The organism is Streptomyces sp. NPDC048106 (assembly GCF_040706415.1).
Classification (GTDB): Bacteria; Actinomycetota; Actinomycetes; order Streptomycetales; family Streptomycetaceae; genus Streptomyces.
In genome coordinates this window covers 64,284-89,565 of sequence record NZ_JBEZND010000001.1, presented here as the reverse complement: position 1 = coordinate 89,565, position 25,282 = coordinate 64,284, and the positions used below count along the sequence as shown (strand labels likewise).

At 69.9% G+C, this 25,282-nt stretch carries 26 protein-coding genes and 1 other RNA gene; 6 read left to right on the top strand and 21 right to left on the bottom strand.

The annotated features are described in order from the left end of the window. Positions 1 to 478: 478 nt before the first annotated feature. The 3 genes from AB0927_RS00365 to AB0927_RS00355 form a co-directional block, all read right to left on the bottom strand. Complete coding sequence (locus AB0927_RS00365; protein WP_366665214.1) at positions 479 to 2,158, bottom strand: beta-N-acetylhexosaminidase; 1,680 nt, start codon at positions 2,156 to 2,158, stop codon at positions 479 to 481. Between the two features lie 220 nt (positions 2,159 to 2,378). Further along, complete coding sequence (locus tag AB0927_RS00360; RefSeq protein ID WP_366665213.1) at positions 2,379 to 2,672, bottom strand: DUF3039 domain-containing protein; 294 nt, start codon at positions 2,670 to 2,672, stop codon at positions 2,379 to 2,381. A gap of 29 nt (positions 2,673 to 2,701) precedes the next feature. Continuing rightward, entirely contained in the window at positions 2,702 to 3,274 is a 573-nt protein-coding gene (locus AB0927_RS00355; RefSeq protein ID WP_366665212.1) for a YqgE/AlgH family protein, read from the bottom strand. 272 nt (positions 3,275 to 3,546) lie between these two features. Here AB0927_RS00355 and murA point away from each other — a divergent pair, with 272 nt between their 5' ends. Beyond that, on the top strand, positions 3,547 to 4,887 hold the full coding sequence (murA, locus tag AB0927_RS00350; protein ID WP_366665210.1) for a UDP-N-acetylglucosamine 1-carboxyvinyltransferase: 1,341 nt from the start codon (positions 3,547 to 3,549) through the stop codon (positions 4,885 to 4,887). A gap of 158 nt (positions 4,888 to 5,045) precedes the next feature. Here the strand turns inward: murA and AB0927_RS00345 are convergent, their stop codons facing one another. The 5 genes from AB0927_RS00345 to AB0927_RS00325 all read right to left on the bottom strand — a co-directional run bounded on the left by AB0927_RS00345 (position 5,046) and on the right by AB0927_RS00325 (position 11,298). Continuing rightward, on the bottom strand, positions 5,046 to 5,327 hold the full coding sequence (locus AB0927_RS00345) for an HU family DNA-binding protein (protein WP_023550134.1): 282 nt from the start codon (positions 5,325 to 5,327) through the stop codon (positions 5,046 to 5,048). Positions 5,328 to 5,636: 309 nt separating this feature from the next. Further along, on the bottom strand, positions 5,637 to 7,052 hold the full coding sequence (locus AB0927_RS00340) for an NAD-dependent malic enzyme (protein WP_366665209.1): 1,416 nt from the start codon (positions 7,050 to 7,052) through the stop codon (positions 5,637 to 5,639). 368 nt (positions 7,053 to 7,420) lie between these two features. Then, on the bottom strand, positions 7,421 to 9,787 hold the full coding sequence (locus AB0927_RS00335; protein WP_366665207.1) for a UvrD-helicase domain-containing protein: 2,367 nt from the start codon (positions 9,785 to 9,787) through the stop codon (positions 7,421 to 7,423). 230 nt (positions 9,788 to 10,017) lie between these two features. Continuing rightward, positions 10,018 to 10,578 carry a CGNR zinc finger domain-containing protein gene (locus AB0927_RS00330; protein WP_366665206.1) on the bottom strand — a complete coding sequence of 187 codons (561 nt, stop codon included), beginning with the start codon at positions 10,576 to 10,578 and terminating at the stop codon, positions 10,018 to 10,020. 150 nt (positions 10,579 to 10,728) lie between these two features. Continuing rightward, the gene (locus AB0927_RS00325; protein ID WP_366665205.1) at positions 10,729 to 11,298 is read right to left on the bottom strand and encodes a DinB family protein; all 570 of its coding nucleotides are present in this window, start codon (positions 11,296 to 11,298) and stop codon (positions 10,729 to 10,731) included. A gap of 166 nt (positions 11,299 to 11,464) precedes the next feature. Between AB0927_RS00325 and AB0927_RS00320 the strand changes: the two genes are divergently transcribed. Together AB0927_RS00320 and AB0927_RS00315 are read left to right on the top strand one after the other, a co-directional pair. Next, the gene (locus tag AB0927_RS00320; protein ID WP_366665204.1) at positions 11,465 to 13,768 is read left to right on the top strand and encodes a molybdopterin cofactor-binding domain-containing protein; all 2,304 of its coding nucleotides are present in this window, start codon (positions 11,465 to 11,467) and stop codon (positions 13,766 to 13,768) included. Between the two features lie 19 nt (positions 13,769 to 13,787). After that, the gene (locus AB0927_RS00315) at positions 13,788 to 14,264 is read left to right on the top strand and encodes a (2Fe-2S)-binding protein (RefSeq protein ID WP_366665203.1); all 477 of its coding nucleotides are present in this window, start codon (positions 13,788 to 13,790) and stop codon (positions 14,262 to 14,264) included. Here the strand turns inward: AB0927_RS00315 and AB0927_RS00310 are convergent. From AB0927_RS00310 to AB0927_RS00280, 7 genes are all read right to left on the bottom strand, one after another. Continuing rightward, on the bottom strand, positions 14,239 to 14,769 hold the full coding sequence (locus AB0927_RS00310; RefSeq protein ID WP_366665202.1) for a hypothetical protein: 531 nt from the start codon (positions 14,767 to 14,769) through the stop codon (positions 14,239 to 14,241). The two genes, AB0927_RS00315 and AB0927_RS00310, sit on opposite strands and share 26 nt — an antisense overlap. A 67-nt stretch (positions 14,770 to 14,836) precedes the next feature. After that, positions 14,837 to 15,061, bottom strand: coding sequence for a DUF397 domain-containing protein (locus tag AB0927_RS00305; RefSeq protein WP_366665201.1), 225 nt, complete (start codon positions 15,059 to 15,061; stop codon positions 14,837 to 14,839). Between the two features lie 284 nt (positions 15,062 to 15,345). Further along, positions 15,346 to 16,176, bottom strand: a complete 831-nt coding sequence (locus AB0927_RS00300) for a helix-turn-helix transcriptional regulator (protein WP_366665200.1) — start codon at positions 16,174 to 16,176, stop codon at positions 15,346 to 15,348. After that, the gene (locus tag AB0927_RS00295; protein ID WP_366665199.1) at positions 16,173 to 16,703 is read right to left on the bottom strand and encodes a DUF6879 family protein; all 531 of its coding nucleotides are present in this window, start codon (positions 16,701 to 16,703) and stop codon (positions 16,173 to 16,175) included. Before AB0927_RS00295 ends, AB0927_RS00300 begins: the two co-directional genes overlap by 4 nt. Further along, positions 16,687 to 16,878, bottom strand: coding sequence for a hypothetical protein (locus AB0927_RS00290; RefSeq protein WP_366665520.1), 192 nt, complete (start codon positions 16,876 to 16,878; stop codon positions 16,687 to 16,689). The genes AB0927_RS00295 and AB0927_RS00290 overlap by 17 nt, the downstream gene beginning before the upstream one ends. Before the next feature lie 99 nt (positions 16,879 to 16,977). Continuing rightward, a complete protein-coding gene (locus AB0927_RS00285) occupies positions 16,978 to 17,175 on the bottom strand; it encodes a DUF397 domain-containing protein (RefSeq protein WP_366665198.1) in 198 nt (65 codons plus the stop codon). A gap of 10 nt (positions 17,176 to 17,185) precedes the next feature. After that, on the bottom strand, positions 17,186 to 18,040 hold the full coding sequence (locus AB0927_RS00280; protein WP_366665197.1) for a helix-turn-helix transcriptional regulator: 855 nt from the start codon (positions 18,038 to 18,040) through the stop codon (positions 17,186 to 17,188). Positions 18,041 to 18,267: 227 nt separating this feature from the next. Between AB0927_RS00280 and AB0927_RS00275 the strand changes: the two genes are divergently transcribed. Beyond that, positions 18,268 to 18,708: an ATP-binding protein gene (locus tag AB0927_RS00275; RefSeq protein ID WP_366665196.1), complete on the top strand. Its 441-nt coding sequence runs from the start codon at positions 18,268 to 18,270 to the stop codon at positions 18,706 to 18,708. Between the two features lie 172 nt (positions 18,709 to 18,880). Further along, positions 18,881 to 19,552 carry a class I SAM-dependent methyltransferase gene (locus AB0927_RS00270; protein WP_366665195.1) on the top strand — a complete coding sequence of 224 codons (672 nt, stop codon included), beginning with the start codon at positions 18,881 to 18,883 and terminating at the stop codon, positions 19,550 to 19,552. 95 nt (positions 19,553 to 19,647) lie between these two features. Here the strand turns inward: AB0927_RS00270 and ssrA are convergent. From ssrA to ftsE, 5 genes are all read right to left on the bottom strand, one after another. Next, positions 19,648 to 20,016: a transfer-messenger RNA gene (gene ssrA / locus AB0927_RS00265) on the bottom strand. Positions 20,017 to 20,115: 99 nt separating this feature from the next. After that, complete coding sequence (gene smpB, locus AB0927_RS00260; protein WP_366665519.1) at positions 20,116 to 20,658, bottom strand: SsrA-binding protein SmpB; 543 nt, start codon at positions 20,656 to 20,658, stop codon at positions 20,116 to 20,118. Positions 20,659 to 20,715: 57 nt separating this feature from the next. Then, positions 20,716 to 21,882 carry a S41 family peptidase gene (locus AB0927_RS00255; protein ID WP_366665194.1) on the bottom strand — a complete coding sequence of 389 codons (1,167 nt, stop codon included), beginning with the start codon at positions 21,880 to 21,882 and terminating at the stop codon, positions 20,716 to 20,718. A 67-nt stretch (positions 21,883 to 21,949) separates the two neighbouring features. Beyond that, positions 21,950 to 22,867, bottom strand: coding sequence for a permease-like cell division protein FtsX (gene ftsX, locus AB0927_RS00250; protein ID WP_366665193.1), 918 nt, complete (start codon positions 22,865 to 22,867; stop codon positions 21,950 to 21,952). Between the two features lie 43 nt (positions 22,868 to 22,910). Next, a complete protein-coding gene (gene ftsE / locus AB0927_RS00245) occupies positions 22,911 to 23,600 on the bottom strand; it encodes a cell division ATP-binding protein FtsE (RefSeq protein WP_037651391.1) in 690 nt (229 codons plus the stop codon). A gap of 260 nt (positions 23,601 to 23,860) precedes the next feature. On the opposite strand from ftsE, the gene AB0927_RS00240 reads away from it, so the two are divergent. Further along, positions 23,861 to 24,052, top strand: a complete 192-nt coding sequence (locus AB0927_RS00240) for a hypothetical protein (protein WP_366665192.1) — start codon at positions 23,861 to 23,863, stop codon at positions 24,050 to 24,052. Positions 24,053 to 24,207: 155 nt separating this feature from the next. Here AB0927_RS00240 and AB0927_RS00235 read toward each other — a convergent pair whose 3' ends face one another. After that, the gene (locus AB0927_RS00235) at positions 24,208 to 24,984 is read right to left on the bottom strand and encodes a hypothetical protein (protein WP_366665191.1); all 777 of its coding nucleotides are present in this window, start codon (positions 24,982 to 24,984) and stop codon (positions 24,208 to 24,210) included. Positions 24,985 to 25,282 lie beyond the last annotated feature (298 nt).

The window sequence follows — 25,282 nt, the reverse complement described above, 5'->3', positions numbered from 1 at the left end:
GTGCTGACAGGGCGGACGTGGCAACTCTGGCACATCTTCGCAAGGCTCGAACGCGGGGGTCCGCCAGGGCCTGCCTTTCGGATCCTGTCGGAGTCGCGGGGTTTGGCACGCCCTCCCCCACTGCCTGCAGGGCGTGGGGGGACCCCCAGCGGCGTTGTCGTCACTCGCCGACTCCCCCACGCTCGGCTTCGCTCGCGCGGAGGCACCCCCATCGCGTCGACTCCCTCCTCCGCCTTGCAGTTGCACGCACCAAACCCCGCTCGGGTCGGTCACAAGGCACCGTTGCCCGAGGCCGACCTGATCCGAAAGACAGGCCCTGGGAGACATTCGCCCACCTCACCGAGGAGATGGTCCGTTTTCGCGTCACATCACCAGTACGCGCGAATTGCCACTCTTCGGTGATGCTGCCGGGGTTTTTCCGCTATCCACGCCCTCCGCTGCCGGGTCGACCGCCTCGTCACCGGGCCGGCTCCGCCCGCTATCGGTGCGGCGGCGGTCCGTCGATCGGGCGGCCCGGCACCCCGGGGCGGCGCTGCCACGGCCGGGGTCCGGACGGCGGCCGGTAGGCGACGCCCAGGGCGTCAAGTCGCCGGTAGTGGACGGCCATCCGGCGCTCGAAGTCCGCGAAGTCCCGTTCTGCGGGCGCGGGCAGCCGGCTCCAGGCGACCTCCGCGAACGCGGCGAGCCGGGGAAACACCTGGTAGTCCACGCGCGCGGCGTCCTCCAGCACCTCGGTCCACACATTGGCCTGGGTGCCGAGCACATGGCGCGCCTCGGCCTCGGTGAGCGCGGCCGGGACGGGCTCGAACCGGTAGACGTCCTCCAGGGTGCGGACGAAGCCGATCGGTACGGGTTCCTCGTCGCCCGGGGCCTGACGGTGGTCCAAGTACACGTACGGCTCGGGGCACATGACGACGTCGTGCCCGGCGCGCGCGGCGGTGACCCCGCCCTCGTAGCCGCGCCAGGAGGAGACCGCGGCGCCCGGCGCGAGGCCGCCCTGGAGGATCTCGTCCCAGCCGATCAGCCGGCGCCCGCGCGCGGTGAGCCAGGTGTCGAAATGCCGGATGAACCACGACTGGAGCTGGTCCTCGTCGTCGAGTCCGAGGCCGGCGACGCGTTTCCGGGCGGCCGGCGAGTTCCGCCACTGGTCCTTCGGGCATTCGTCTCCACCGATGTGGATGAACCGTGAGGGGAACATCTCCAGGACCTCCTCGAACACCCCTTCGTAAAACCGCAGGGTGTCGTCGGTGGGAGCCAGTACGTTGGAGTTGATACCCCAGGTGTCCCACACGGAGAGGGCGGTGGTGTCGACGACGTCCGTGTTGCCGAGTTCCGGATACGCGGCGATGGCGGCCTGCGAATGTCCGGGCACGTCGATCTCCGGCACGACGGTGATATGCCGCTCGGCCGCGTAGGCGACGATTTCCCGGATGTCGTCCTGGGTGTAGTAACCCCCGTGCGGCTTCTCGTCCCACAGCGGTGAGGCGCGGTGCCCGAATTTCGTCCGCGCCCGCCAGGAACCGGTCTCGGTCAGTTTCGGATGCCGCCTGATCTCGATCCGCCAGCCTTGATCATCCGTCAGATGCAGATGCAGCACGTTGAGTTTGTGCGCGGCCATCAGATCGAGGTAGCGCAGCACCCCGTCCTTGGGCATGAAGTGCCGGGCCACGTCGAGCAGCAGCCCGCGCCAGCCGAACCGGGGTCCGTCGTGCACGGTGACGGCGGGGAACTCCCAGGTGTCGCGACCGCTGACGGGAGCGCGCCGGAAGGCCCCCGGACCGAGCAGTTGCCGGAAGGTTCCCGCGGCCCAGAACAGCCCGGCCTCGCTCGCCCCGTCGAGGGTGACCAGCCGGCCCTCGGCGGCCAGCCGGTAGGACTCGGGACCGCCGGGTCCCGCCGCGAGCCCTGGGACGATCCGCAGCCGCACCCGGCCGCCCCCGTCGCCTTCCCTCCCGCGGTACGGCGCGAACGGCAGCCCGGTCGCCGCGCCGACGGCCGACCGCAGCCAGCGCGTCACCCGTTCGGTGCCCTCGGCGGCCTCGATCCCGGTGTCCGCGTCGACCACACAGCGGCCGCCCGGCACCGAGACCCGGCCCGGCGCCGGGATCAGCGCCACGCCCTCGGCCGGAACGGGTCCCTCGCCGCCGATCTCACCCATGTAACCTCCACGCCCGCGTTGCACCTTGCGCAACGGCCGTTCCGCTCTGCACAACCAGCGGATCGGTACGGAGGCTAGGACCACCCGCACCCGTCCACAAGAGGTCTGGACCACTCGGCCTCCCGGCCGCCTGGGGCGACGGCGGCGCCGGTACGGCGAAGGGCCCCGGCGCACGCCGAAGCGCGCCGGGGCCCTCGCGGGTCACAACGGGGGCGGGGCCTTACTTGCCCTTGCCCTTGTCGCTGCCCTTGTCCTTGTCGCCGCCGCTGCCCATGGACTCGTAGATCTCCTTGCACATGGGGCACACGGGGTACTTCTTCGGGTCGCGGCCCGGCACCCAGACCTTGCCGCACAGCGCCACGACGGGGGTGCCGTCGAGGGCGCTCGCCATGATCTTGTCCTTCTGGACGTAGTGGGCGAAGCGCTCGTGGTCGCCGTCGCCGTGGGACACCTGTGGCGTCGGCTCTACGAGGGTCCCCGTACCAGTCCCGCGCTCGGGCTCAAGAGTGCTCATACCGCCCAGGGTACTGAAGTGCCCGGGCATCAGTTGAGCGAAGGGTCGTCCGGATAGGTGGCCACCATCGCCAGCTCGTTGCGCTGGCGGCGCAGCACCTCGCGCCACAGCCGTTCGGGGGCCGGCGAGGACACGTCACCGGGCTCGGACTCCACCACGTACCAGGCGCCCTCGGCCAGCTCGTCCTCAAGCTGGCCGGGCCCCCAGCCGGCGTACCCGGCGAAGATCCGCAGCGAACCGACGACCGGGGCGAGCAGCTCGGGCGGTGCCTCCAGGTCGACCAGACCGATCGCGCCGTGCACCCGGCGCCAGCCCAGCGGGGACCGCTCCCCGTTCGCGCCGCCCGGTATGACCGCCACGCCGAGCGCGGAGTCCAGCGAGACGGGGCCGCCCTGGAAGACGACGCCGGGCTCGCCGGTGAGGCCGGCCCAGCCCTCCAGGATGTCGCCAACGCCTACCGGGGTGGGGCGGTTGAGGACGACGCCGAGGGAACCCTCCTCGTCGTGGTCGAGAAGGAGCACCACCGCGCGGTCGAAGTTCGGGTCCGCCAGGGCGGGGGTGGCCACGAGCAGCCGCCCTGTGAGCGAGGACACCTCGGTCATGCCAGACATGATCCCGCATCTTCCCCGGGAGTGGGGAGCCAATCGGCGCCCGGGAGTGAACGCAGCTCAGGGAGCATGGAAGCAGGGCCGGGCGCGCACGCGCGCCGGTGACCCCATGTGTCCGATCGCAAACGTTTCGTGTTGTGACAAACCCATGACGCGGCAGGGTGGTACGCGGACTTACGGACGGGGGGTGATCGGCGATTACCCTGTCCCACGGCCCGCCCGGTGACCGGCGGTCCCCATGCCCATCTGATCGGAACGCGAGATACATGACCGTCAACGACGATGTCCTGCTTGTCCACGGCGGAAACCCGCTTGAGGGCGAGATCCGTGTCCGCGGTGCGAAGAACCTCGTGCCGAAGGCCATGGTCGCCGCGCTGCTCGGCAGCGCGCCGAGCCGGCTGCGCAATGTTCCGGACATCCGTGACGTGCGCGTCGTGCGCGGGCTGCTCCAGTTGCACGGGGTGACGGTCCGTCCGGGCGAGGAGCCCGGCGAGCTGGTGCTCGACCCGACGCACGTCGAGAGCGCCAACGTGGCTGACATCGATGCCCATGCCGGTTCCAGCCGGATCCCGATCCTGTTCTGCGGCCCGCTGCTGCACCGGCTCGGGCACGCGTTCATCCCCGGCCTCGGCGGCTGTGACATCGGCGGCCGGCCCATCGACTTCCACTTCGACGTGCTGCGGCAGTTCGGCGCGAGCATCGAGAAGCGCGCGGACGGGCAGTACCTGGAGGCCCCGAAGGGCCTGCGCGGTACGAAGATCACGCTGCCGTACCCGTCGGTGGGCGCGACCGAGCAGGTGCTGCTGACGGCCGTGCTGGCCGAGGGCGTCACGGAGCTGTCCAACGCGGCGGTCGAGCCGGAGATCGAGGACCTCATCTGCGTGCTGCAGAAGATGGGCGCGATCATCGCGATGGACACCGACCGGACCATCCGCATCACCGGCGTGGACAAGCTCGGCGGCTACACCCACCGGGCCCTGCCGGACCGTCTGGAGGCCGCGTCCTGGGCCTCGGCGGCGCTCGCGACCGGCGGCGACATCTACGTCCGCGGCGCCCAGCAGCGCTCGATGATGACGTTCCTGAACACCTACCGCAAGGTCGGCGGCGCCTTCGAGATCGACGACGAGGGCATCCGTTTCTGGCACCCGGGCGGCGAGCTGAAGTCCATCGCCCTGGAGACGGACGTGCACCCCGGTTTCCAGACCGACTGGCAGCAGCCGCTGGTGGTGGCGCTCACCCAGGCCACGGGCCTGTCGATCATCCACGAGACGGTCTACGAGTCCCGGCTCGGCTTCACCTCGGCGCTCAACCAGATGGGCGCGCACATCCAGCTCTACCGCGAGTGCCTGGGCGGCTCCGACTGCCGCTTCGGCCAGCGCAACTTCCTGCACTCCGCGGTCGTCTCGGGTCCGACCCGGCTCCAGGGCGCCGACCTGGTCATCCCCGACCTGCGCGGCGGCTTCTCCTACCTGATCGCGGCCCTCGCCGCCGAGGGCACCTCCCGCGTCCACGGCATCGAGCTGATCAACCGCGGCTACGAGAACTTCATGGAGAAGCTCGTGGAGCTGGGCGCCAAGGTCGAGCTCCCGGGCAAGGCCCTCGGCTGACCCGGAGCAAACAGCAAACAGGGCGGTCCCCCTCGTCGAGAGGGGGGCCGCCCTGTCGGGCATCGTCGGCCCTTCCGGCGCCGTCGACTCTCTCGGGCGCCGTCCACCGGCCCGCGCCTCGAAGGGCGCTCCAGTGAACCGGCGCTCGGAGCGCGGGCTTACTTGCCCTTGGCCGCTTCCTTGAGCTTGGAGCCCGCGGTGACCTTCACGCTGTAGCCGGCGGGGATGTTGATCGGCTCGCCGGTCTGCGGGTTGCGCGCGGTACGAGCGGCACGGTGGGTGCGCTCGAAGGTCAGGAAGCCGGGGATGGTGACCTTCTCGTCGCCCTTGGCGACGATCTCGCCGACGGTCTCGGCGAACGCGGCCAGCACGGCGTCGGCGTCCTTGCGGGTCACCTCGGCACGGTCGGCCAGCGCGGCCACCAGCTCACTGCGGTTCATGTTGTTACTCCCGTGTTTTCTTGCCGTTGGGGTGTGCTCCGCGGCGGTTATGCCCGGGGCACTGCGATGCCGATGCGCTCGCGCCCAGGGACGCATCCTGCCCCTACCTGCGGCGGTAAAGCCAATCCGGCACCCGTAGGAGTCGTGAGAACACCCTGGGGAGTCACACGAAAAGCGCCTGATCGGCGTCACCCTAGAGGGCGCCCGGCACCACGTGGTTCCACGACGCGCCGGTGCGGGGGGCCACCGTGGTGATCATCACAGCCCCCGGCACCGTACGACACGCCGTGTTCGAGCGATCCGCCCTGTTCAGACGGTTGCGCCGACCGCCTTGGCGGCCTCGCGGACCGCGCCCGCGACGGCGCCCGCGACTCTGTCGTTGAAGACGCTCGGAATGATGTAGTTGGGGTTCAGCTCGTCCTCGCTCACCACGTCGGCGAGGGCCTTCGCGGCGGCGAGCATCATCTCGGTGTTGACGGTACGCGACTGGGCGTCCAGGAGGCCGCGGAAGACACCCGGGAAGACCAGCACGTTGTTGATCTGGTTGGGGAAGTCCGAGCGGCCGGTGGCCACCACGGCGGCCGTCTGACGGGCGACCGCCGGGTCGACCTCGGGGTCCGGGTTCGCGAGCGCGAACACGATCGCGCCGTCCGCCATGGCGGCCACGTCGTCGCCGTCCAGCACGTTCGGGGCCGAGACGCCGATGAAGACGTCGGCGCCGCGCACGGCCTCCTTGAGAGTGCCGGTGAGGCCCTCGGGGTTGGTGTTGTCGGCGATCCAGCGCAGCGGCGAGTCGGCCGGGGCGTCCACCAGGTCCTCGCGGCCCGCGTGCACCACGCCGTGGATGTCGGCGACGACGGCGTTCTTCAGGCCCGCCGCGATCAGCAGCTTGAGGATGGCCGTACCGGCCGCGCCGGCACCGGACATGACGATCCGGACGTTCTCGATCGCCTTGCCCGTGACGCGCAGCGCGTTGGTCAGCGAGGCGAGGACGACGATGGCGGTGCCGTGCTGGTCGTCGTGGAAGACGGGGATGTCCAGGGCCTCGCGCAGCCGGGCCTCGATCTCGAAGCAGCGGGGGGCGGAGATGTCCTCCAGGTTGATGCCCGCGAAGCCGGGGGCGATCGCCTTGACGATCTCCACGATCGCGTCGCTGTCCTGGGTGTCCAGGCAGATCGGCCAGGCGTCGATGCCGGCGAAGCGCTTGAAGAGGGCCGCCTTGCCCTCCATGACGGGCAGCGCGGCCTTGGGGCCGATGTTGCCGAGGCCGAGCACCGCGGAACCGTCCGTCACGACCGCAACGGAGTTGCGCTTGATGGTCAGGCGGCGGGCGTCCTCGGGGTTCTCGGCGATCGCCATGCACACGCGGGCCACACCGGGCGTGTAGACCATGGAGAGGTCGTCACGGTTGCGGATGGGGTGCTTGGACTGCATCTCGATCTTGCCGCCGAGGTGCATCAGGAACGTACGGTCGGAGACCTTGCCGAGGGTGACGCCCTCGATGCCGCGCAGCTTCTCGACGATCTCCTCGGCGTGGGCCGTGGAGGTGGCCGCGATGGTGACGTCGATACGGAGCTTCTCGTGCCCGGACGCGGTGACGTCGAGGCCGGTCACCGAGCCTCCGGAGGACTCCACGGCGTTGGTGAGCTGCGAGACTGCGGTTCCGCTCGCGGGCACCTCCAGCCGGATGGTCATCGAGTAGGAGACGCTGGGCGCCGTTGCCATGGCCGACTTCCTCTGCTTTCACCGTGTCGCTAGTTGTGCCGTCCGATCGTCGCACCTACCACTCAGTACGTGGTACTCGCCCTCGGTTGCGTACGTTTTGTTCGCAAAGGGGGTCAGCTGAGCGCGCGATTACGGAAAACGCTTTCCACCATACGAGAGGCGATCGGCGCAAGAAAGAGGCCCACGTCACTCATCGGTGACGTGGGCCTCCCACGTTTACGACACCGACCCGCCATGCTCGCCTCGCGGCAAGTGGTCCCTCGAAGGGACTAAGGTTGGGCCCGGGGGCTTGGATCGGGCCGGTGCCGTACCCAGGCTAACAAACGGATGCCGGGTGCCATTCCCCGCGCCGTGAGTTCACCGAAAACTCAGTCGCGCAGCAGATCCGGCACCCCCGCCGCGTCCGGCTCGTCCCGCTCCCCCGACACCACCGTGAGCTGCTGGGTGGCCCGGGTGAGCGCCACGTAGAGCACGCGCAGCCCGGCCGGGGACTCGTCGGCGATCTCCGCGGGCGAGACGACGACCGTCGCGTCGTACTCCAGGCCCTTGGCCTCCAGACTGCCGAGCGCCACCACCCGGTCGCCGAGCCCGGCCAGCCAGCGCCTCGCCTCCTCGCGCCGGTTCATCGCGACGACCACGCCGACCGTGCCGTCCACCAGCCCGAGCAGCCGCTCCGCCTCGGCCCGCACGGTGTCCTGGAGGGACCCCGCCACGACGGTGAAGCGCGGCTCGACCCCGGTGGACCGTACGGCGCTGGGCGCCTCGGCGCCGGGCATGGCGAGCGCGAGCACCCTCGCGGCCAGCTCGGCGATCTCGGCCGGGTTGCGGTAGTTCACGGTGAGCTGGAAGCGGCGCCGGGGGCGGCTGCCCAGGGCCTCGTCGCGGGCCTCGGCCGCCTCGTCCGGGTCGGACCAGGACGACTGGGCCGGGTCCCCGACCACCGTCCAGGTCGCGTGCCGCCCGCGCCGGCCGACCATCCGCCACTGCATCGGCGTGAGGTCCTGCGCCTCGTCCACGATGACGTGCGCGTACTCGGCACGCTCCTGCGCGAGCCGCTCGGCCCGCTCCCGCTGGGTCTCCTCGCGCACCGGCATCAGCTCCTCCAGACCGGTGAGCTGGTCCAGCGGGTCGAGCTCCCGCTTCCTGCGGGGCCGGGCCGGCACGCCCAGGATCGCCTGCAACTCGTCCAGCAGCGCGATGTCGTGCACCGTGTGGCCCTCCCGCTTCAGCGAACGCGCCACCTTGCGCACCTCACCGGGGTTGAGGATCCGGCGCGCCCAGCGGCCGAGCCGCCGCTCGTCGGCCATGGCCGCGAGCACGCGCGCCGGGGTCAGCTCCGGCCACCACGCGTCCAGGAAGCCGATGAAGGCGTCCTCGCTCATGACGTCCTCGTCGAAGGAGGACCGCAGCTCGGCGGCCAGCTCCGGGTCGCTGTGCCGGGCCCCGGCGCCGGACTTCGCCCACAGGGCGTCGAGCAGCAGCTTGCGGGCGCGCGGGCGCAGCAGGTTGACGGGGGCGGTGCCGCCGAGGGCCGTACGGCGCACCCGGTCCAGCTCCCCGGCCTCCAGTTCGAGGCGGCGGCCGAAGGCGACGACACGCAGGCGGCTGGTGTCGACGGCCTGCCGGGGCGTGCCGTCGTCGTCCTCGTCGTCCTCCGCCTGGCCCGCCGGGATGACGGAGCCCAGCTCCAGGGCCCCCCGGGCGGCCTTCCGCAGCACCTTCAGCATCCGGTACGAGCCCTTGGCACGGGCCACCGACGGGGAGTCGTACAGCGTCGCCTCCACGCCGTCGACCAGCGATCCGATCGCCCGGATCGCGACCTGACCCTCCTCGCCGAGCGAGGGCAGCACGCCCTCGGTGTAGGCGACGAGCAGCGGGGTCGGCGAGACGATCAGGATGCCCCCGGCGTACCGCCTGCGGTCCTGGTAGAGCAGGTAGGCGGCGCGGTGCAGGGCGACGGCGGTCTTCCCCGTCCCCGGGCCGCCCTCCACGTACGTGATCGAGGCGGCGGGGGCCCGGATGACGAGGTCCTGCTCGGCCTGGATGGACGAGACGATGTCCCGCATGGTGTGGCCGCGGGCCTGGCCGAGGGCGGCCATCAGCGCGCCGTCACCGATGACGGGCAGTTCGTGGCCGTCGAGGTAGGCGGTGAGCGCGGGCCGCATCAGGTCGTCCTCGACGCCGAGCACCCGGCGCCCCTTGGACCGGATGACACGCCGCCGCACCACCCGTCCGGGCTCCACGGGGGTGGCCCGGTAGAAGGGCGCGGCGGCGGGCGCGCGCCAGTCGATGACGAGCGGCGCGTACTCCGCGTCGAGCACGCCGATGCGCCCGATGTGCAGGGTCTCGGCGATGTCGGCGGTGTTGTCGTCGCGCACGGCGCCCTCCGCCGGCTCCACCGCCGTGTAGGCCCCGTCGGGCCCCTTCTTGCCGTCCTTGCCGAGCAGCAGGTCGATCCGCCCGAACAGGAAGTCCTCGAACTCGTTGTTGAGCCGGTTCAGGTGGACACCGGCGCGGAAGACCTGGGCGTCCCGCTCGGCGAGCGCGCCGGGGGTGCCGACCTGACCGCGCTGGGCCGCGTCGTTCATCAGGAACTCGGCCTCGTGGATCTTCTCCTCCAGCCGCCGGTACACCCGGTCCAGATGTGCCTGTTCGACGCTGATCTCCCGGTCGCGAACGGAATCCTGTGCGTCGCGTACCGAACCGACCGCGGAATGCTGAACCTGAGCGGCCACCGGGCCCCCTTCTGACGTGCTGGGCAGCCGTCAACCGTACGCGAAGGGGGACGGGGAGGCTACGCCAGGAGGTCCCTTTGCCGGAAGATGCACCGGGGGATGCACCGAGGGGTGGTGTCCAGGTGGGGGCGGGCCTCGGTGCAGGTCGGGCCCGGTGCTCAGGTGTGGGCGCTCGGGGGCGGGCGCGGGCGCTCAGGGGCGGGCTCGGGTCCGGGCCGGGGCCCGGGTGCTCAAGTGCGGGTGAGGGCGGCGCGGCGACGGTGGCGGGCCACGCGCTCGCGGTTACCGCACACCTCGCTGGAGCACCAGCGCCGCCGGCGCCCCCGGGAGGTGTCGAGATAGAGGAGCGGGCAGTTGTCCCCCTCGCACTCGCGCAGGGCGGCCCGCGCGACGGGGTCGGTGAGCAGTTCCACGGCGTCCCGGGCGAGCAGCGCGAGCAGCGCGGCGGGTGCGGGCGGCGCGACCAGCGCCCTGACGAGCCCCCCGTCGCCGCGCCGTACGGCACAGGGGGCAGGCGGCGTCCCCCGGGCCGCCTCGTTGACCCGCCCGAGCGCCCGCCCGTACGACACCGGCCCCGCGCCGCGTCGCACCAACTTCCCTATGTCGTCCCGGACTTCACGGAACCGGACGACCCAGGAGTCGTCGGCGTGCCCGAGTCCGGTACCGGCCGGCACCAGTCCGGCCTCCTGGATCCAGAGGCACAACGCCCCGACGGAGTCGAGCCGTTCACCGGGATGGCTGGTCGCCAACAGATCCAGACAAACCCGTCCGGCATCGAACCGCAGCGCCATGTGCCTGTCACCGCCTAGGCATACGGGGAGTGGGGGACCGCCTCCCTCCACAGTGCCCGTCCGGACGAGTCCCCGGAACCCCTCGCGCCGGGACCGGTGCCGCGCGGCTCGGCCGGTCCTGGGCCGCGGCCGCCGTACCGCAACCGGCGCTCACTGCCCCACCCTGCCGTCGATGCACTCGCGCAGCAGATCGGCGTGCCCGCAGTGCCGGGCGTACTCCTCGATCCGGTGCACCAGCATGTCCCGGACCGCGATCTTGTCCTTGCCCAGCCGCTCCCCCAGGTCCGGATGCTCCGCCAGCGCGGCGTCCGTCGCGGCCTGCTCCCGCGCGAGGTCGGCGTACGCGGCGTCGACCTGCGCCTGCTCGCCGACAGCCTCGTCGAAGTCCGCGTCGCGCTCGCCGTACAGCTTCGGCAGCGGCTCCCCGTCGCCGATCCGGTTCCGCCAGGCCCGCTCGACCTCGGCGAGGTGCCGCACCAGTCCGAGCAGGGACATCGTCGACGGCGGCACCGACCTGCGGGCCAACTGCTCCGCGTCCAGCCCCTCGCACTTCATCCGCAAGGTCATGCGGTAGCCGGCCAGATAGTCCCGCAACGTCGCCGTCTCGCCCTCCGTCCCGTCCCCCACGCTCTCGCGCGGGTCGTCGTCCGGGTCGACCCACATGTCGGCGTAGATCGTCGCCTTGCTCCACCGTACGGGCTGCTCAGTCATGCGGGCCATGGTCGGGGGCGAGCCCTCAAGATCGCCATCGGTTTCCCGCTGCCGACGCCGAGGGCGGGGCGGTGCGGGACCAGGTCTGTCGGCGAGACGTACCGCGTGGTAACTTGCTCGGCTCCGCCGCACAGCGTTGTCAGGGAAGGACAACTGATGGGCAAAAGGGTGACTGATGGATAACCAGGAGCAGTTGCCCGGGCGGCGCAGATTCCTGGGCTATGTGATCGCCGCACCCGTCCTCACCGTGGCGGCGCAGCTCGGCGAACTGGCCGTGCCGGACCAGGCGGAGGCGGCGATCCCGTCGCTGCCCGAACCGGCCGAGGTGTACGACCTCAGCGACCTGCTCACCGACGCGGCCCTGCCGACGTCGAACCTGATCAGCATCCAGCTGAACTCCGACGGCACCGCCGCCTTCGCCCTGCCCCGGGCCGAGGTCGGCCAGGGGGTCACCACCTCCAGCGCGATGCTGATCGCGGAGGAGCTGGACCTGCCGCTGGACCGCGTCCGGGTCAGCCTCGCCGACGCCCGCCCCGAGCTGGTCTTCAACCAGCTGACCGGCGGCTCGAACACCACCATCTCGACCTACACCCCGATCCGGGTGGCCGCCGCCATCGCCCGCCAGCGCCTGCTCGCGGCCGCCGCCGCCCAACTGGGCGTCCCCGTCTCGACGCTGACCACCAGCGGCGGCGTGGTCACCGCGGCAAGCGGCGCCAGCGTCGGGTACGGCAGCCTCGCGGTGGCCGCCGCCGGACAGAAGACCGTGGGGGTCTCGGTCGCGCTCAAGCCGGCCGGCCAGTTCACCGTGATCGGCACCCCGCGCAACCGGATCGACGCGCTGGACGCGGTCACCGGGCGCAAGAAGTTCGCCATGGACCTCAGCGTGCCGGACGCGCTGCCGACCATGGTCTGCCGCCCGCCGACGATCAACGGCACCGTCCGGTCGGTGCTGAACCTGGCGGACGTCGAGGCGATGCCGGGCATCACCGACGTGGTGACCGTGCCCACCGGCGTGGCGGTCCGCGGCCAGACCTTCGGGCAGTGCATAGACGCGGTCAGAGCGCTCCAGGTCAGCTGGGGGCCGGGCACCGTGGAGGGCGTCGACGACGCCGGCGTGCTCCAGGAACTGAAGGACGCCGAACTCCCGTTGGTGGTACCGCCGCTGCCGTTGCTCACCAAGGCGATCGACGCCCGGTTCACCTTCCACTTCGCCAGCAACAGCGCGTTGGAGCCCAACTGCGCGATCGCCGACGTCCGTTCCGACCGGGCGGAGATCTGGGGCGCGCTGAAGGCCCCGATCGTGGCCCAGGAGACCATCTCCGCCGCCCTCGGCCTGCCGGTCGGCGCGGTCACCGTGCACGTCACGGAGGGCGGTGGCTCGTTCGGCCGCAGGCTCTTCCACGACGCGGCACTGGAGGCGGCCCGGATCTCCCAGAAGATCGGCAAGCCGGTCAAGCTGATGTGGCACCGTACCGACGACTTCCGCCAGGGCCGCACCCACCCGATGTCCATCTCCCGGGTCCGGGCCACCTATTCGCTCGGCAACGTGGTCAGCTGCGAGCAGCGGCACACCTCCGTCGCCACCGACTTCGGCCACGGCGTGGGCGAGATCATCACCTCGCTGGCCGACAAGCTGCCGGTCGCCGACCTCGGTTTCTCCGAGACCATGTTCGCGCTCACCCAGCAGACCCCCTACGACTTCGGCGTCACGACCCAGTTGCTGAACGAGGTCGACCACGGCTTCAACACCGGCAGCATGCGCGGCATCTACTCGCCCAACGTGCGCTGTGCGCAGGAGCTGGTGGTCGACCAGCTGGCGGCGGCGATGGGTGAGGACGCGTACGATTTCCGCCGCCGGTTCCTCAAGGAGGACCGGGCCAAGGCGGTCCTGGACGAGGTGGCGCGGGCCGGTTCCTGGGGCCGCAGCATGCCACCGGGCACCGCGCAGGGCATCGCGCTGCACCCCGAGTACCACGGCTTCGTCGCGGTGCTGGCCGAGATCGACTGCACCTCCGCGACGGTCGGCCGCGAGGTCCCGGACGCGTACACCGGGCCGCGGGTGACCAAGGTGGTCTGCGCGGTGGACGTCGGGCTGGCGGTCAACCCGCGCGGTCTCGAAGCCCAGATGATGGGCGGCATCATGGACGGCATCGCCCTCGCCCTCACCTCCAGTCTGCACCTGCGGGACGGACGGTTCCTGGAGGGCAGTTGGGACAACTACTTCTACACCCGGCAGTGGAACACCCCGCCCGAGCTGCGGATCATCGTGATGCCGCCCACCACCGAAGTGCCCGGTGGCGCGGGCGAACTGGCGGTGAGCGGCGCGATGGCGGCGGTCGCCTGCGCCTACGGCCGGGCCACCGGCATCATGCCGACCAGCTTCCCGGTCAACCACGACAAGCCACTCGGCTTCACCCCGCTGCCCACCGTGCCCCCGGTCCCCGCCTCCCCGACCGACGGCCTCACCCGCGCCTACTAGCCCGCCAGGAGCTGACCAAGTGCCCCGACACACCTTCATCCTGAACGGCTCGCCCGTCTCGGTGGACGTCGCCGACGATGTGCGCCTGCTCTGGGTGCTGCGCGACGTCCTCGGCGTCACCGGACCCAAGTACGGCTGCGGGCTGGGCGTCTGCAAAGCCTGCACCAGCCACATCAACGGCAAGGCCTTCAACCCCTGTTCGGTGCCGGTCGGCGCGCTCGAACCGACCGACGAGATCACCACCATCGAGGGCCTGCCCGCCACGGTCGGCAAGGACCTGCACCCCATGCAGGAGGCCTGGCTGGCCCAGGACGTCGCCCAGTGCGGCTACTGCCAGCCGGGCCAGATCATGGCCGCCGTCGCCAAGGTCCGCCAGGCCCGCGCCGCCGGCCACGAGATCGGCGAAGCCGACCTCGACGAAATCCGCAACATCTGCCGCTGCGGCACCTACCCCCGCATCCGCGAGGCGATCACCGCCGCCGCGAAGGAGTTCTGACCGCGTCCCCCTCCCGGCCACCCGGCGGATCCGGACAGCCGAGTTCGGGATGGGCGCGGTTCGGGGAACACGTGACGACGGCCACTGAGAGGTAGGACGGGCGTTCCAGGTAGGCCCCGAAGGACACGTCCCGTCCGTCGCGCAGTTGCTCCACGGCCGAGTTGAGCAGTGCGGCCAGTCGGCTGACATCCCGTTCCCGGTACGAGGCGAACCGGTGCGCGTACTCCGTGAGCCGCTCCCCCATCCAGTCCGCGGCCTCCTTCGCCTCGTGCCAGGTGCCACGGACCAGCGAACGCGGCTTGACGAGCCAGTACGCGGTTTCGAGGGGTGGGAGGTCCACGACCGGGAACTCGCCGGTGACTTCCCGGTAGCGCCGGAACAGCCGCTCCGACGCGGGGTCGTCGGGGGCCGGTGGGGGCGGAGGGTCGGGGTGCGGCGGCCGTCGCAGGGCCTCGTTGTCGAAGCGGTCTTTAGGCCCTGACCAGAGATAACCGTGATGGTGCACGAGGGTTCTCGTTCCGAGAAGTCCCGGCTGGACCCCGGCGGCCGGAGCCCAGCCAGGCGCGACCGATTCAGGCACTCAGCCCGAACCGCACCGGGTCGATCCCGGCCGCCGCCAGCTCCGCCGACGTGAACCTCAGCGGCTCCAGCTCCGGCCGCTTGCTGTCCCCCAGCGCCCAGGCGTCGTCCCCGATCCGGGCGAGTACGACGCATCCTTCGGTGCAGGGGCCGCCGCAGGCCTGGACGAAGTTCACGGTGTCGATGTCGAGTGCGTACAGGTCGGCGCTGTGCTCCATTTGAGTCTCCTGATGAGGGTGTTACGGCCGTCGAGTAGACGGAAGGCCAAGAGAGGAGGAACGAGTGTCGCCCATCTGTCAGTGGGCCTTGACCAGGTGCCGACGCAGCAAGACGTTGGCGTCGGAGACAGCGCTGTAGTCCTTGGTGGAGCGGGCGTTCTCACGCGCTACGGACAAGGACAAGCACGGCGGGCACCCCGGCCAGGGTGAGGGCTCGGCTGACGGCGGTGGCGTACTCTCTTCGGTCTCCATGACGCCATCTTCGGCGCTCCGTGGACACCGCTCTAGTCGGTTTCCTGTTCCGTCAAGAATCCGTCCCGGATTCCCGCGACCATGGCCCGCATGGAGTCCCCGGAAATGGCGACTTCCGCGAAACTATCGAACTTTTCGATGTACAGAGCGACGTCCCTTGGATCAGTCACCGACAATTCCGCGTGCACGGTCTCCACCGTGACCATACGGTCGTCCTTGATAGAAAATGAGTGACCGGGAAATTCGGTCTGCCGCACGGACAACGGAACGATCATCAGGTCGATACCAGGGATCCTGGATACCGAGATGAGTTTGTCGAGTTGCCCGGCCATCACGAGCGGCGGGACTATTCTCCACCGCAGGACAGGCTCTGTGACGATGAAGCGAAGCCGACGTCCAGGCTCGTACAGGATTCTCTGCCTGGCCAGCCGCGCCCCCACCGCGCGCGTGAGCTGATCCTCCGTGAGGTGCTTACGGCCGAGAACCGCCTGTACGTACTCAGGTGTCTGCAAGAGGCCCGGGACCAGGGAAGGCTGGAAAAGCCGGAGCAGGTTCGTGCGAGATTCGATCGCCTGGATCTGCTGCTGCTTCCGGTGGTACCCGAGCCGTCGGTACAGCCGCCAAGCCGTCGCCTCGGTGGCCACCGCCCGAGCAACCGACATGTACTCCGTCTTGACGTCCTCGGATACCCCTAGAGCGGTGAGAAGCTGCTCGACGTCCACGACGCTTGGCATGACGCTGCCGTTCTCGATCTTGGACAACTTCGAACTGGACATGGCCGCGCTGCGGGCGACTGCTTTGGCCTCCCTTCCGGATGCCTGCCGCAGCGCCCGCAGTGCGGATCCCAGCTCGGACTTGTTCACTCCCCGTGCCGTGCCCACCAATCCGTGAACGGTACGGCATGCGCAAGAGCCGTGTCCCGGTACGAGCGGTACTCGGCTACCCGGTCCTCTGTCACGAATTGGCTGCCGAGATATTTTCCGGACCCGTCGTAGGACATCACCCCGACCGCGCTGTCATCGAACATCCAGAAGTCGGGTGCGCCGGGAATGGGGTTCTCCGCGTCAGTGGTGTCGAGGATGAAAAACTCCTCACCGACGGCCATGTTCCGCTGGTAACCCCAGGAGAGTTCGAACCGCAGGTAGTCCGTCAGGGGGCGGGACAGGATGTGTACGCGGTACATCCTCTTGCCCGCCTCGGTTGCGTCGCCCACGGTCCTCAGCCAGGCAGCGTTTTTGTGTGACTCCGGCTGTTCCTGCCCGGCAAGGAACGCCTGGTAGGCTTCGACGCCTCCCGACTGGCTGTAGTCGTCAAAGGTCTCCAGCCGAAACGCCTCCCGCTCGAACGCGGTGAACCAGTCTCCCAGAGAACGACTAGATGAAATTGCCACGGATCGCCTTCCAGATCAGGTCCACGGGGATTTCCACGAGGGCTTCATGCGCCGGGATCTCCTTACCGTGATCCACCAGAAGTCCTCCCTGCACGGCGAGGGTTCCACGGTCCGTGACGTACAGCGTCGGGCATTCTCCGTCTTCGCACTCACCCACCAGCCGTGTCAGCTTCACCACTGCGCACTCCTCGGGTCTGCGGGCCATTGCCACGCCTGATCATCCCGACCTCGCCAGGCGGCGGCAAGAGCTTCCGATTTCCGCTTCTGGAAAGCGTCAGCGAGAACAGGCTGCGCCAGCGGCTTCCCTCGCATGCGAAACGAACGCCTCCCACGTGCTGGGGGTGATGGTGAGGTACCGGGCGGTGAGGGTCTTCGAGTCGCGGATGTAAATCCTGGTGGGAGCCCGGGCTATCTCCACGCAGTTGGAGCTGTCGCCGCTGTAGGTGGACTTGTGCCAGTGAAGTATCTGCACGGTCGCTCTCTCAGATGTCCCGGATGAGGTTCTGGACGAAGGCGCGCGACTCGGCAGGCCCGAGGGCGCAGGCTTCCATGTGATCCAGCACGGTACGGTACTTGCTCAACTGTGCCTCTGCGTCGAGGAATCCGCAGCCACCGTGGTGTGTGTCCAACTGGACGGTGTCAAGCTGCGGTACCGGGCCCTCGACGTAGTCGAAGGACTGGCCCGTGCTCGGGTAGTACTCCGTGTCGAAGGGAATCACCCGGACCGTGATGTGCGGGAGTTCGCTCATGCTGAGGAGATGCTTGAGCTGACCGCGCCTGACCTCGGCGCCGCCGAACCCCATTCGAAGAGCTGATTCGTGGATGATCGCCGCGTAGGGGAGCGGCTCCTTCCGGTGCAGGATGGCCTGCCGTTTCATGCGGTGTGTGAGACGGTGCTCGATCTCGTACTGCCGCATGATCGGCACCACCGCCCTGAAGAGGGCACGGGCATGGTCCGTGGTCTGGAGCAGTGCAGGGATGTGCATCGCGAGCGCGACCCGCAGTCCCGAGGCATGATGCTCAAGCTCCGCCAGGTCGACCAACGCGGCCGGCAAGTGTTCGCGGTAATCCTCCCACCAGCCACGTGTGCGGCGCCCGGTCATCGAGGCCAGCACGTCGATGAGTTGCTCGTCAGAGCAGTCGTAGGCGCGGGCCATGGAACGCAGGCGGTCGGCGCTGATGGGCGTACGTCCGGTCTCGATCATGCTGATGCGCGCCTGGTTGACGCCGAGCAGTCCGGCGGCGCCGGTGGCGGTGAGTCCCGATCTCTCCCGGAGTTTGCGCAGCTCCGCGCCGAGCCTTCGTTGCCGGAGCGTGGGGCTGTTGGTGGGCGGCACGGCATCTCCTTCCAGGCCGCAGCGCGGCGCAACGCTCCCTCACACGAGTGAAGTGTGGGTACATCCAACCCATTTCGTTAGATGCATCTAACTCACTGGCCTACGGTAATCACGTATCGCCCAACCTCCCCTGCTTCCCTGCCGGAAGCGCACCTCCCCAGGCAAAGCCACCGGTCAGGCAAGGGTGTTGGGCGAAGTCGAGTTCCTTCATCTTCTCGGAGGTATTCATGGGCACCGTATCCCTGCCCGACACCTGGGTGTACGCCCTTCGGCTCCCTCATGATCCGCGCGCGGCACGTGTCGCACGTATGACCGTGCGGGCCGTGCTCAGCGGGCACGGGAGAGAGGAAATTCTGGACGATGTCGAGCTGCTGGCGTCCGAGCTCGTCGCCAACGTCTACCGGCACGCCGGGGGGACCGCCTCGCTCCGGCTCACCGCGCTCGGGGACGGGCGGGTGCGGGTGGGGGTGTGGGACAGGCATCCGTACATCCCCGCGCCCTTCGGGGAGCCGCCCTGGGACCGGGTCGGGGTCGCGGAAGAGGGAGCCGAAGGGGGGCGGGGGTTGCGGCTCGTGCAGGAGTACGCGGATCGCTGGGGCGGCCTGCCCGTCGGGGACGGGGTCTGGGGGCGGGGGGTCGGGAAGTTGTTGTGGTTCGAGGTGGGCTGAGGCGCGGGGAGGCGTAGGTTCGGGGGATGACGGACATCACCGTGCAAGAGGAGTTCCTGCGGGCCTTTCACGCCGTGCGGCCCGCCGTGACCGCCGAGTCCTTCGGGCGCGGGCGGGGGCCGGGCGGTCGAGCTATGAGCTGCTGTGTGATCGGGTCGCCGGGCACCGGCGCGTGCTCGATCTCGGGTGTGGGGACGGGCTGCTGCTCGAACTGCTCGCGCGGGACGGCGGCAGGCGGCTCGCCGGGGTGGATCTGTCGCCCGAGTCGCTGGCGCTCGCGCGGCGGCGGCCGGCGCTCTCCGGCGTGCGGCTCCATACCGGGCGGGCTCAGGAACTGCCCTTCGCCGACGGGAGTTTCGACGCCTGCGTCTCCCATCTCGCGCTGATGCTCATGGGGGACGTCGAGCGGGTCGCGGCCGAGGTGGCACGGGTGCTCGTGCCCGGTGGGGTGCTTGCGTGTGCGGTGGGCGGCGGGGCCGTCGGCGGGGAGGCCTTCGAGCGGTTCGTCCGGTTGTTGCGGGCGGTGGACATGGAGGCGGACGGCTCCGCGCGCATTCCCGCGCTGGGCGACAGTCGGGTGCGCAGTCGCGAGGGGCTTGAGGAGGTCCTGCGGCCGGCGGGGTTCGGGGCCGTCGACTGGGAGACCGTGCCCCTCGACATCAGCGGGCCCGTGGAGCAGGTGTGGGACGCCGTCTCCGGGCTCTACGATCTCGCACCGATGGCGGCACGGACCGTCGCCCGGCTCCGGGAGGACTTCCTCGCCGAGGTCGCGGATCTGGTCACGCCCGAAGGCACCGTGCCCTGCGGATTCAAGGTGCACCTCGCCTCGGCGCGGAGGTCCTAGGGTCTTTCGTTTGCCGACGTCCGCCGCGCATGGCGAAGGCCCCGCCGCTTCACGCGACGGGGCCTTCGCCCACATGGGGTTACCCCCGGAGGGGTTCGTGGAGATGGCGGGAATCGAACCCGCGTCCAACGGTGCGGAATCAGGGCTTCTCCGTGTGCAGTTCGCTTCGTTTTTCTCAGCCCCGGCGATCACGCGAACAAGTCGCCGACGGGCTCAGTCACTGTTTGATTTCCCTCTTCACCCCGTGACCGGGATCAAGGTTTAGTTCCCTAGCTGATGCCAGGATCCGGGTCGGGAACAGCCCCGGGCTGACACTTCGCAAGTCGCTACTTAGGCAGCGAGGGCGAAGGAATCGCGCTTGGTGTTGGCGATTATTTTTTTCGGCCTGTGGTTTACGAGATCATGGCCGCTTCCTCGACACGCTTCCCCTGCTTCGACAGCCGCTGTCGAAACCGATCATCCCCATGTTGTTTTTTCAAGGTGCGCACCGGGCTCACGTCCGATGCTGCTGCCATCGTACGGGAAGAACGCAGGCCGGTGCCAGCGTATTCCCGGGCCACGGGCTACACGCCCCGCTGCCGCCGCTTCGCCGCCGCGATCGCGCGGTCCGACTCGCGCCGGTCCTGCTTCTCCCGCAGGGTCTGCCGCTTGTCGTACTCCTTCTTGCCCCGGGCGAGCGCGATCTCGGCCTTCGCCCGGCCGTCCCGGAAGTAGAGGACGAGCGGCACGATGGTGTGCCCCGTCTCCTGGGACTTGGACTCCAGCTTGTCGATCTCCTCGCGGTGCAGCAGCAGCTTGCGCTTGCGGCGCGCGGAGTGGTTGGTCCAGCTGCCCTGGTGGTACTCGGGGATGTGGGCGTTGTGCAGCCACGCCTCGCCCTGGTCGATCTGGACGAAGCCGTCGGTCAGCGAGGTCCGTCCCTCGCGCAGCGACTTGACCTCGGTACCGGTGAGCACGATCCCGGCCTCGTAGGTGTCGATGATCGCGTAGTCGTGCCGGGCCTTCTTGTTCTGGGCGACGATCTTGCGCTTGCCGCCCTTCTCGCCGTCCTGTGCCTTGCCTGCCCCGCCGCCCTGCTTGGGCTGGGACTCCTTGGGTACGTACATTCCCTTGCTCATAGTGCCGTCCATTTTCGCACTACGCGGGGGCCTCGCGGCCAGCCTTTATCCGGCGACGCCCAGGCCGGTGAGGACGGCCTCGGCGCGGCGCAGCGCGCCGGCCCCGGCGTCCAGGTCGGGGGTGATGCCCCGGCCGTCGACGGCGTGTCCGGAGGGGGTGCGGTAGTGGCCCACGGTCAGCTCGGCCACGGAGCCGTCGGGGAGCCGCGTCGGCATCTGGATGGAGCCCTTGCCGAAGGTGCGCGATCCGATCACGACCGCGCGGCCCCGGTCCTGGAGGGCGCCGGTGAGCAGCTCGGCCGCGCTCATGGTGCCGCCGTCGACCAGGGCGACCACGGGGCGGGCGGTGTCCCCGCCGGGCGCGGCGTGCAGGGCGCGCTGGGCGCCGTCGACGTCGTAGGTGGCGACCAGGCCGCCGTCGAGGAAGGCGGAGGCGGTGGCCACGGCCTCGGTGACCAGGCCGCCGGAGTTGCCGCGCAGGTCGAGGACGATCCCGTCGCCCGCCGGGGCCGTCCGCAGGGCCTCGCGGACCTGGGTGCCGGTGCCCTTGGTGAAGGAGGCGATCCTGATCAGGGTGGCCCGGCCGGACAGCCGGCGCGCGGTCACGGAGTCGGTGGTCAGCGTCGCCCGGCGCAGGGTCTCGGTCCAGGCGCGGGCGCCGCGCTGGAGGCCGAGCCTGACGGTCGTACCGGCGGGCGCGTCGTCGGCGTCGCCGCGCAGCCGGGAGACCACCTCGGTGACCGGGAGGCCGTCGGCGCGCGCGCCGTCGACGCTGCGCAGCCGGTCACCCGGGCGCAGGCCGGCCTCGGCGGCGGGCGAGCCGGGCCGCACCCCGGTGACCTCGATACGGCCGTCCTGGGCGCGCGCCGCCGACAGGCCGACGCCGGTGTAGCGGCCGTCGAGGGAGTCCTGGAACTCCTGGTACTCGTCCTCGGAGTAGACGGCACCCCAGCGGTCGCCGCTGCGGCTGACGGCCCGCTCGGCGGCCTCCATCGGGGACTTGCCGTCGGCCATCGCGCGGGCGGCGGCCGCCCGTACGTCCTCGTCGCGGGCGGCGCCCACCGGCACGGTCGCGGTACGGCGCGCCGGCTGGTCGGGTTCCGGGAGGGACCCGGTGACCGCCCCGGCGACGAGAACTCCGGCGAAGACCAAGGTCAGCGCGGCCCCTTGGCGGGCTCGGCGGGGTGGACAGAGCGGGTCTCGGCCGGACATGGCGGTGAGTCTAGGACAACGGGCCCATGGTCACGGCCCGTTGCCTCGTCCACCGCCTTGCTTTGCGTCACACCTTCAGGTACTTGCGCAACGCGAAGAACGCGGCCAGGGACGGCATCAGCACACTGGTCGCGAGGATCAGCGGCAGCTTGGTCAGCACCGAGTCCCAGCCGACGAAGTTGATCAGCGTGAGCTTGTGGGACAGGTCCATGCCGTGGTCGATGGTGAAGTACCGGCCGACCACCAGGAAGACGCAGGCGAGGCCGCCGCCGATGAGACCGGCGACCGCGGCCTCGGCGATGAACGGCGCCTGGATGTAGAAGCCCGACGCGCCGACCAGGCGCATGATCCCGGTCTCACGCCGACGGCTGAACGCCGACACGCGCACGGTGTTGACGATCAGCAGCAGCGCCACGAACAGCATGAGCGCCATGACGCCGAGCGCGCCCCGGTTCATCAGGTTCAGCAGCTGGAAGAGGTTGTCCAGGATGCCCTTCTGGTCCTGCACCGACTGCACGCCGTCACGCCCGTTGAACGCGGTCGCGACCACCTGGTACTTCTGCGGGTCCTTGAGCTTGATCCGGTACGACTCCTGCATCTGGTCCGGCGAGAGGGTGCCGGCCAGCGGGGAGTTGCCGAACTGCTCCTTGTAGTGCCCGAACGCCTGGTCCTGCGACTCGTACGTGACCTTCTCGACGATCGGCATCTTGTGCAGGTCGGAGAGGATCTGCTTCTTCTGGTCCTCGGTGACCGCGCCCTTGGCGCAGTGCACGTCCTGTTCGGCGTCGTGCTTGTTGCACAGGAAGATCGAGACGTTGACCTTGTCGTACCAGTAGCCCTTCATGGTGCTCACCTGGTCGCTCATCAGCAGGGAGCCGCCGAAGAGGGCCAGGGACAGGGCGACGGAGACGATGACCGCGAAGGTCATCGTGAGATTGCGGCGGAGACCGACACCGATCTCCGACAGGACGAACTGGGGGCGCATGGCGTCGGGTTGTGCCTTTCCGTGGACGAACTGGGGCGCGGGGTCAGTGCTGGTAGCCGTAGACGCCGCGGGTCTGGTCGCGGACGAGGCGGCCCTTCTCCAGCTCGATGACGCGCTTGCGCATCTGGTCCACGATGTTCTGGTCGTGCGTCGCCATGATGACGGTGGTGCCCGTCCGGTTGATCCGGTCGAGCAGCTTCATGATGCCGACGGAGGTCTGCGGGTCGAGGTTGCCGGTGGGCTCGTCGGCGATCAGCAGCTTGGGCCGGTTGACGAACGCGCGCGCGATGGCCACCCGCTGCTGCTCACCGCCGGACAGCTCGCCGGGCATCCGGTCCTCCTTGCCGCCGAGGCCGACGAGGTCGAGCACCTGGGGCACGGACTTGCGGATCTCGCCGCGGGACTTGCCGATCACCTCCTGGGCGAAGGCCACGTTCTCCGCGACCGTCTTGTTGGGCAGCAGGCGGAAGTCCTGGAAGACGGTCCCCAGCTGGCGGCGCATCTGCGGCACCTTCCAGTTGGAGAGCCGGGCGAGGTCCTTGCCCAGCACGTGCACCTGTCCGTGGCTGCACCGCTCCTCGCGGAGGACCAGCCTCAGGAAGGTGGACTTTCCGGAGCCGGAGGACCCCACGAGGAAGACGAACTCGCCCTTTTCCACTTCCAGGGAGACATCCCTGAGTGCGGGACGGGTCTGCTTGGGGTAGACCTTGGAGACATTGTCGAATCGGATCACGGATGCACCACGGGTCGCCGGGGGTAGATGAGCGTGACCATACGCGACCTGGGCGGGCGAGCGCAGGCGCAGGCTGAGGTTGGGCAAGACTTGTACCTTTTTGCACCGGTCGTTGCTCCGGCCGCCGCGGTGGCCGTTCCGGGCGCCGCGGCAGGGGCCCCGCGCACGGCCCGGCGGAAACTGGCACAGTGGGAGGGGAACGTTCGCGTTCCTGTGAGCGTTGTACGAAGTGATACGGCCGGTGCGAGGAGGGCGAGCGCATGACGTACGACCGGTTGGTGTGCGCGAACTGCGCGGCGCCCGTGAGCGAGGGCCGGTGCCCGGTGTGCCGTGCCAACCGCGCGCGCCTTCAGCAGGAGGGCTTCCTGGGCGGGATCAACCCGATGGCGCTGATCGCGCTGCTGGCGGTGCTGATCGCCGCGGTGGCGCTGCTGGCGCACCAGACCGTCTGACCCGGATCGCCGCGAGAACCGCGAGAACCGCAAGAACGTAGAAAACCTCGGGAAGAGGCCGGGAGTGATCCCGGAAACCCGGCAGGGCCCGGAGCGGGAAGCTCCGGGCCCTTGTGCGTACCCGGGGTACGCGGGTGTTTACCGTGCGGTCACCGTCAGGCGGCCGCGCCGCCCCGGCCCGCCAGGCGCGGCAGGATCCGGAAGCCGACACCGCCGGCGATCATCGTGGCGGCGCCGATGACCAGGAACGTGGTCTGTCCGGCACCGGTCTCGGCGAGCTGCTTGCCGCTGCCGCCGGTCTGCGGCTTCGGGCTGTCCGAGCCCGTGTCGGTGAGGGCCGAGGAGCCCGCCTCCTGCGACACGTTGTCGTTACCGCCGCCCTGGGGGCTGTCGTTGTTGCTGCCACCGGTAGCGGAGCCACCGCTGGTGCCACCACCGTGCTGGCCGCCGCCGGAGTTGCCACCGGTGCCGTTGTTGCCACCGGTGCCGTTGTTACCACCCGTGCCATTGTTGCCACCGGTGCCGTTGTTGCCACCCGTGCCGTTGTTACCACCGGTCGGGTCGGGGTTGCCGGGGTCGGGGTTGCCCGGGTCCGGGTTACCGGGGTCCGGGTTGCCCGGGTCCGGGTTACCGGGGTCAGGGTTGCCCGGGTCGGGGTTGCCCGGGTCCGGGTTACCGGGGTCCGGGTTACCGGGGTCAGGGTTGCCCGGGTCAGGGTTGCCCGGGTCCGGGTTGCCCGGGTCCGGGTTGCCGGGGTCGGGGTCGCCCGGGTCCGGGTTACCCGGGTCAGGGCAGTCGGGAGTGACGATGATGTCGCAGATGGGGCCGCCAGGGTCGGCCGAAGCCACACCCGCGACACACAGTGAAGCGCCGGCCGCGACCACGGCGCCCGCAGCGACCCGGGCGATCCGGATCCGCGTCTTCCTAGTCATTTAGTTGCTACCCCCAGTAGCGGTTCGTCAATGAGGCAGCGCGTGGGGCCGGCCGTGATCGACGGAGGTAGCTGACGACGCCCGAAACAAGGTCGAGCGATTCGGTCCCCCCGGTTCACATGCGCCCCATAGACACGCATGCCAAAGTCACACTTCCCGCTTTTCAAAGCAACGTCAAGGGCGCTGTGGGCGCATTGCCTGATAAGGGGATTTTGGGGGGAGTTGAAAGCTGTGAGTGTGTCGTAAAACCCGGGCGAAACGACAACTGCCGCCACTGGGGCGGCAGTTGTCATGTCGA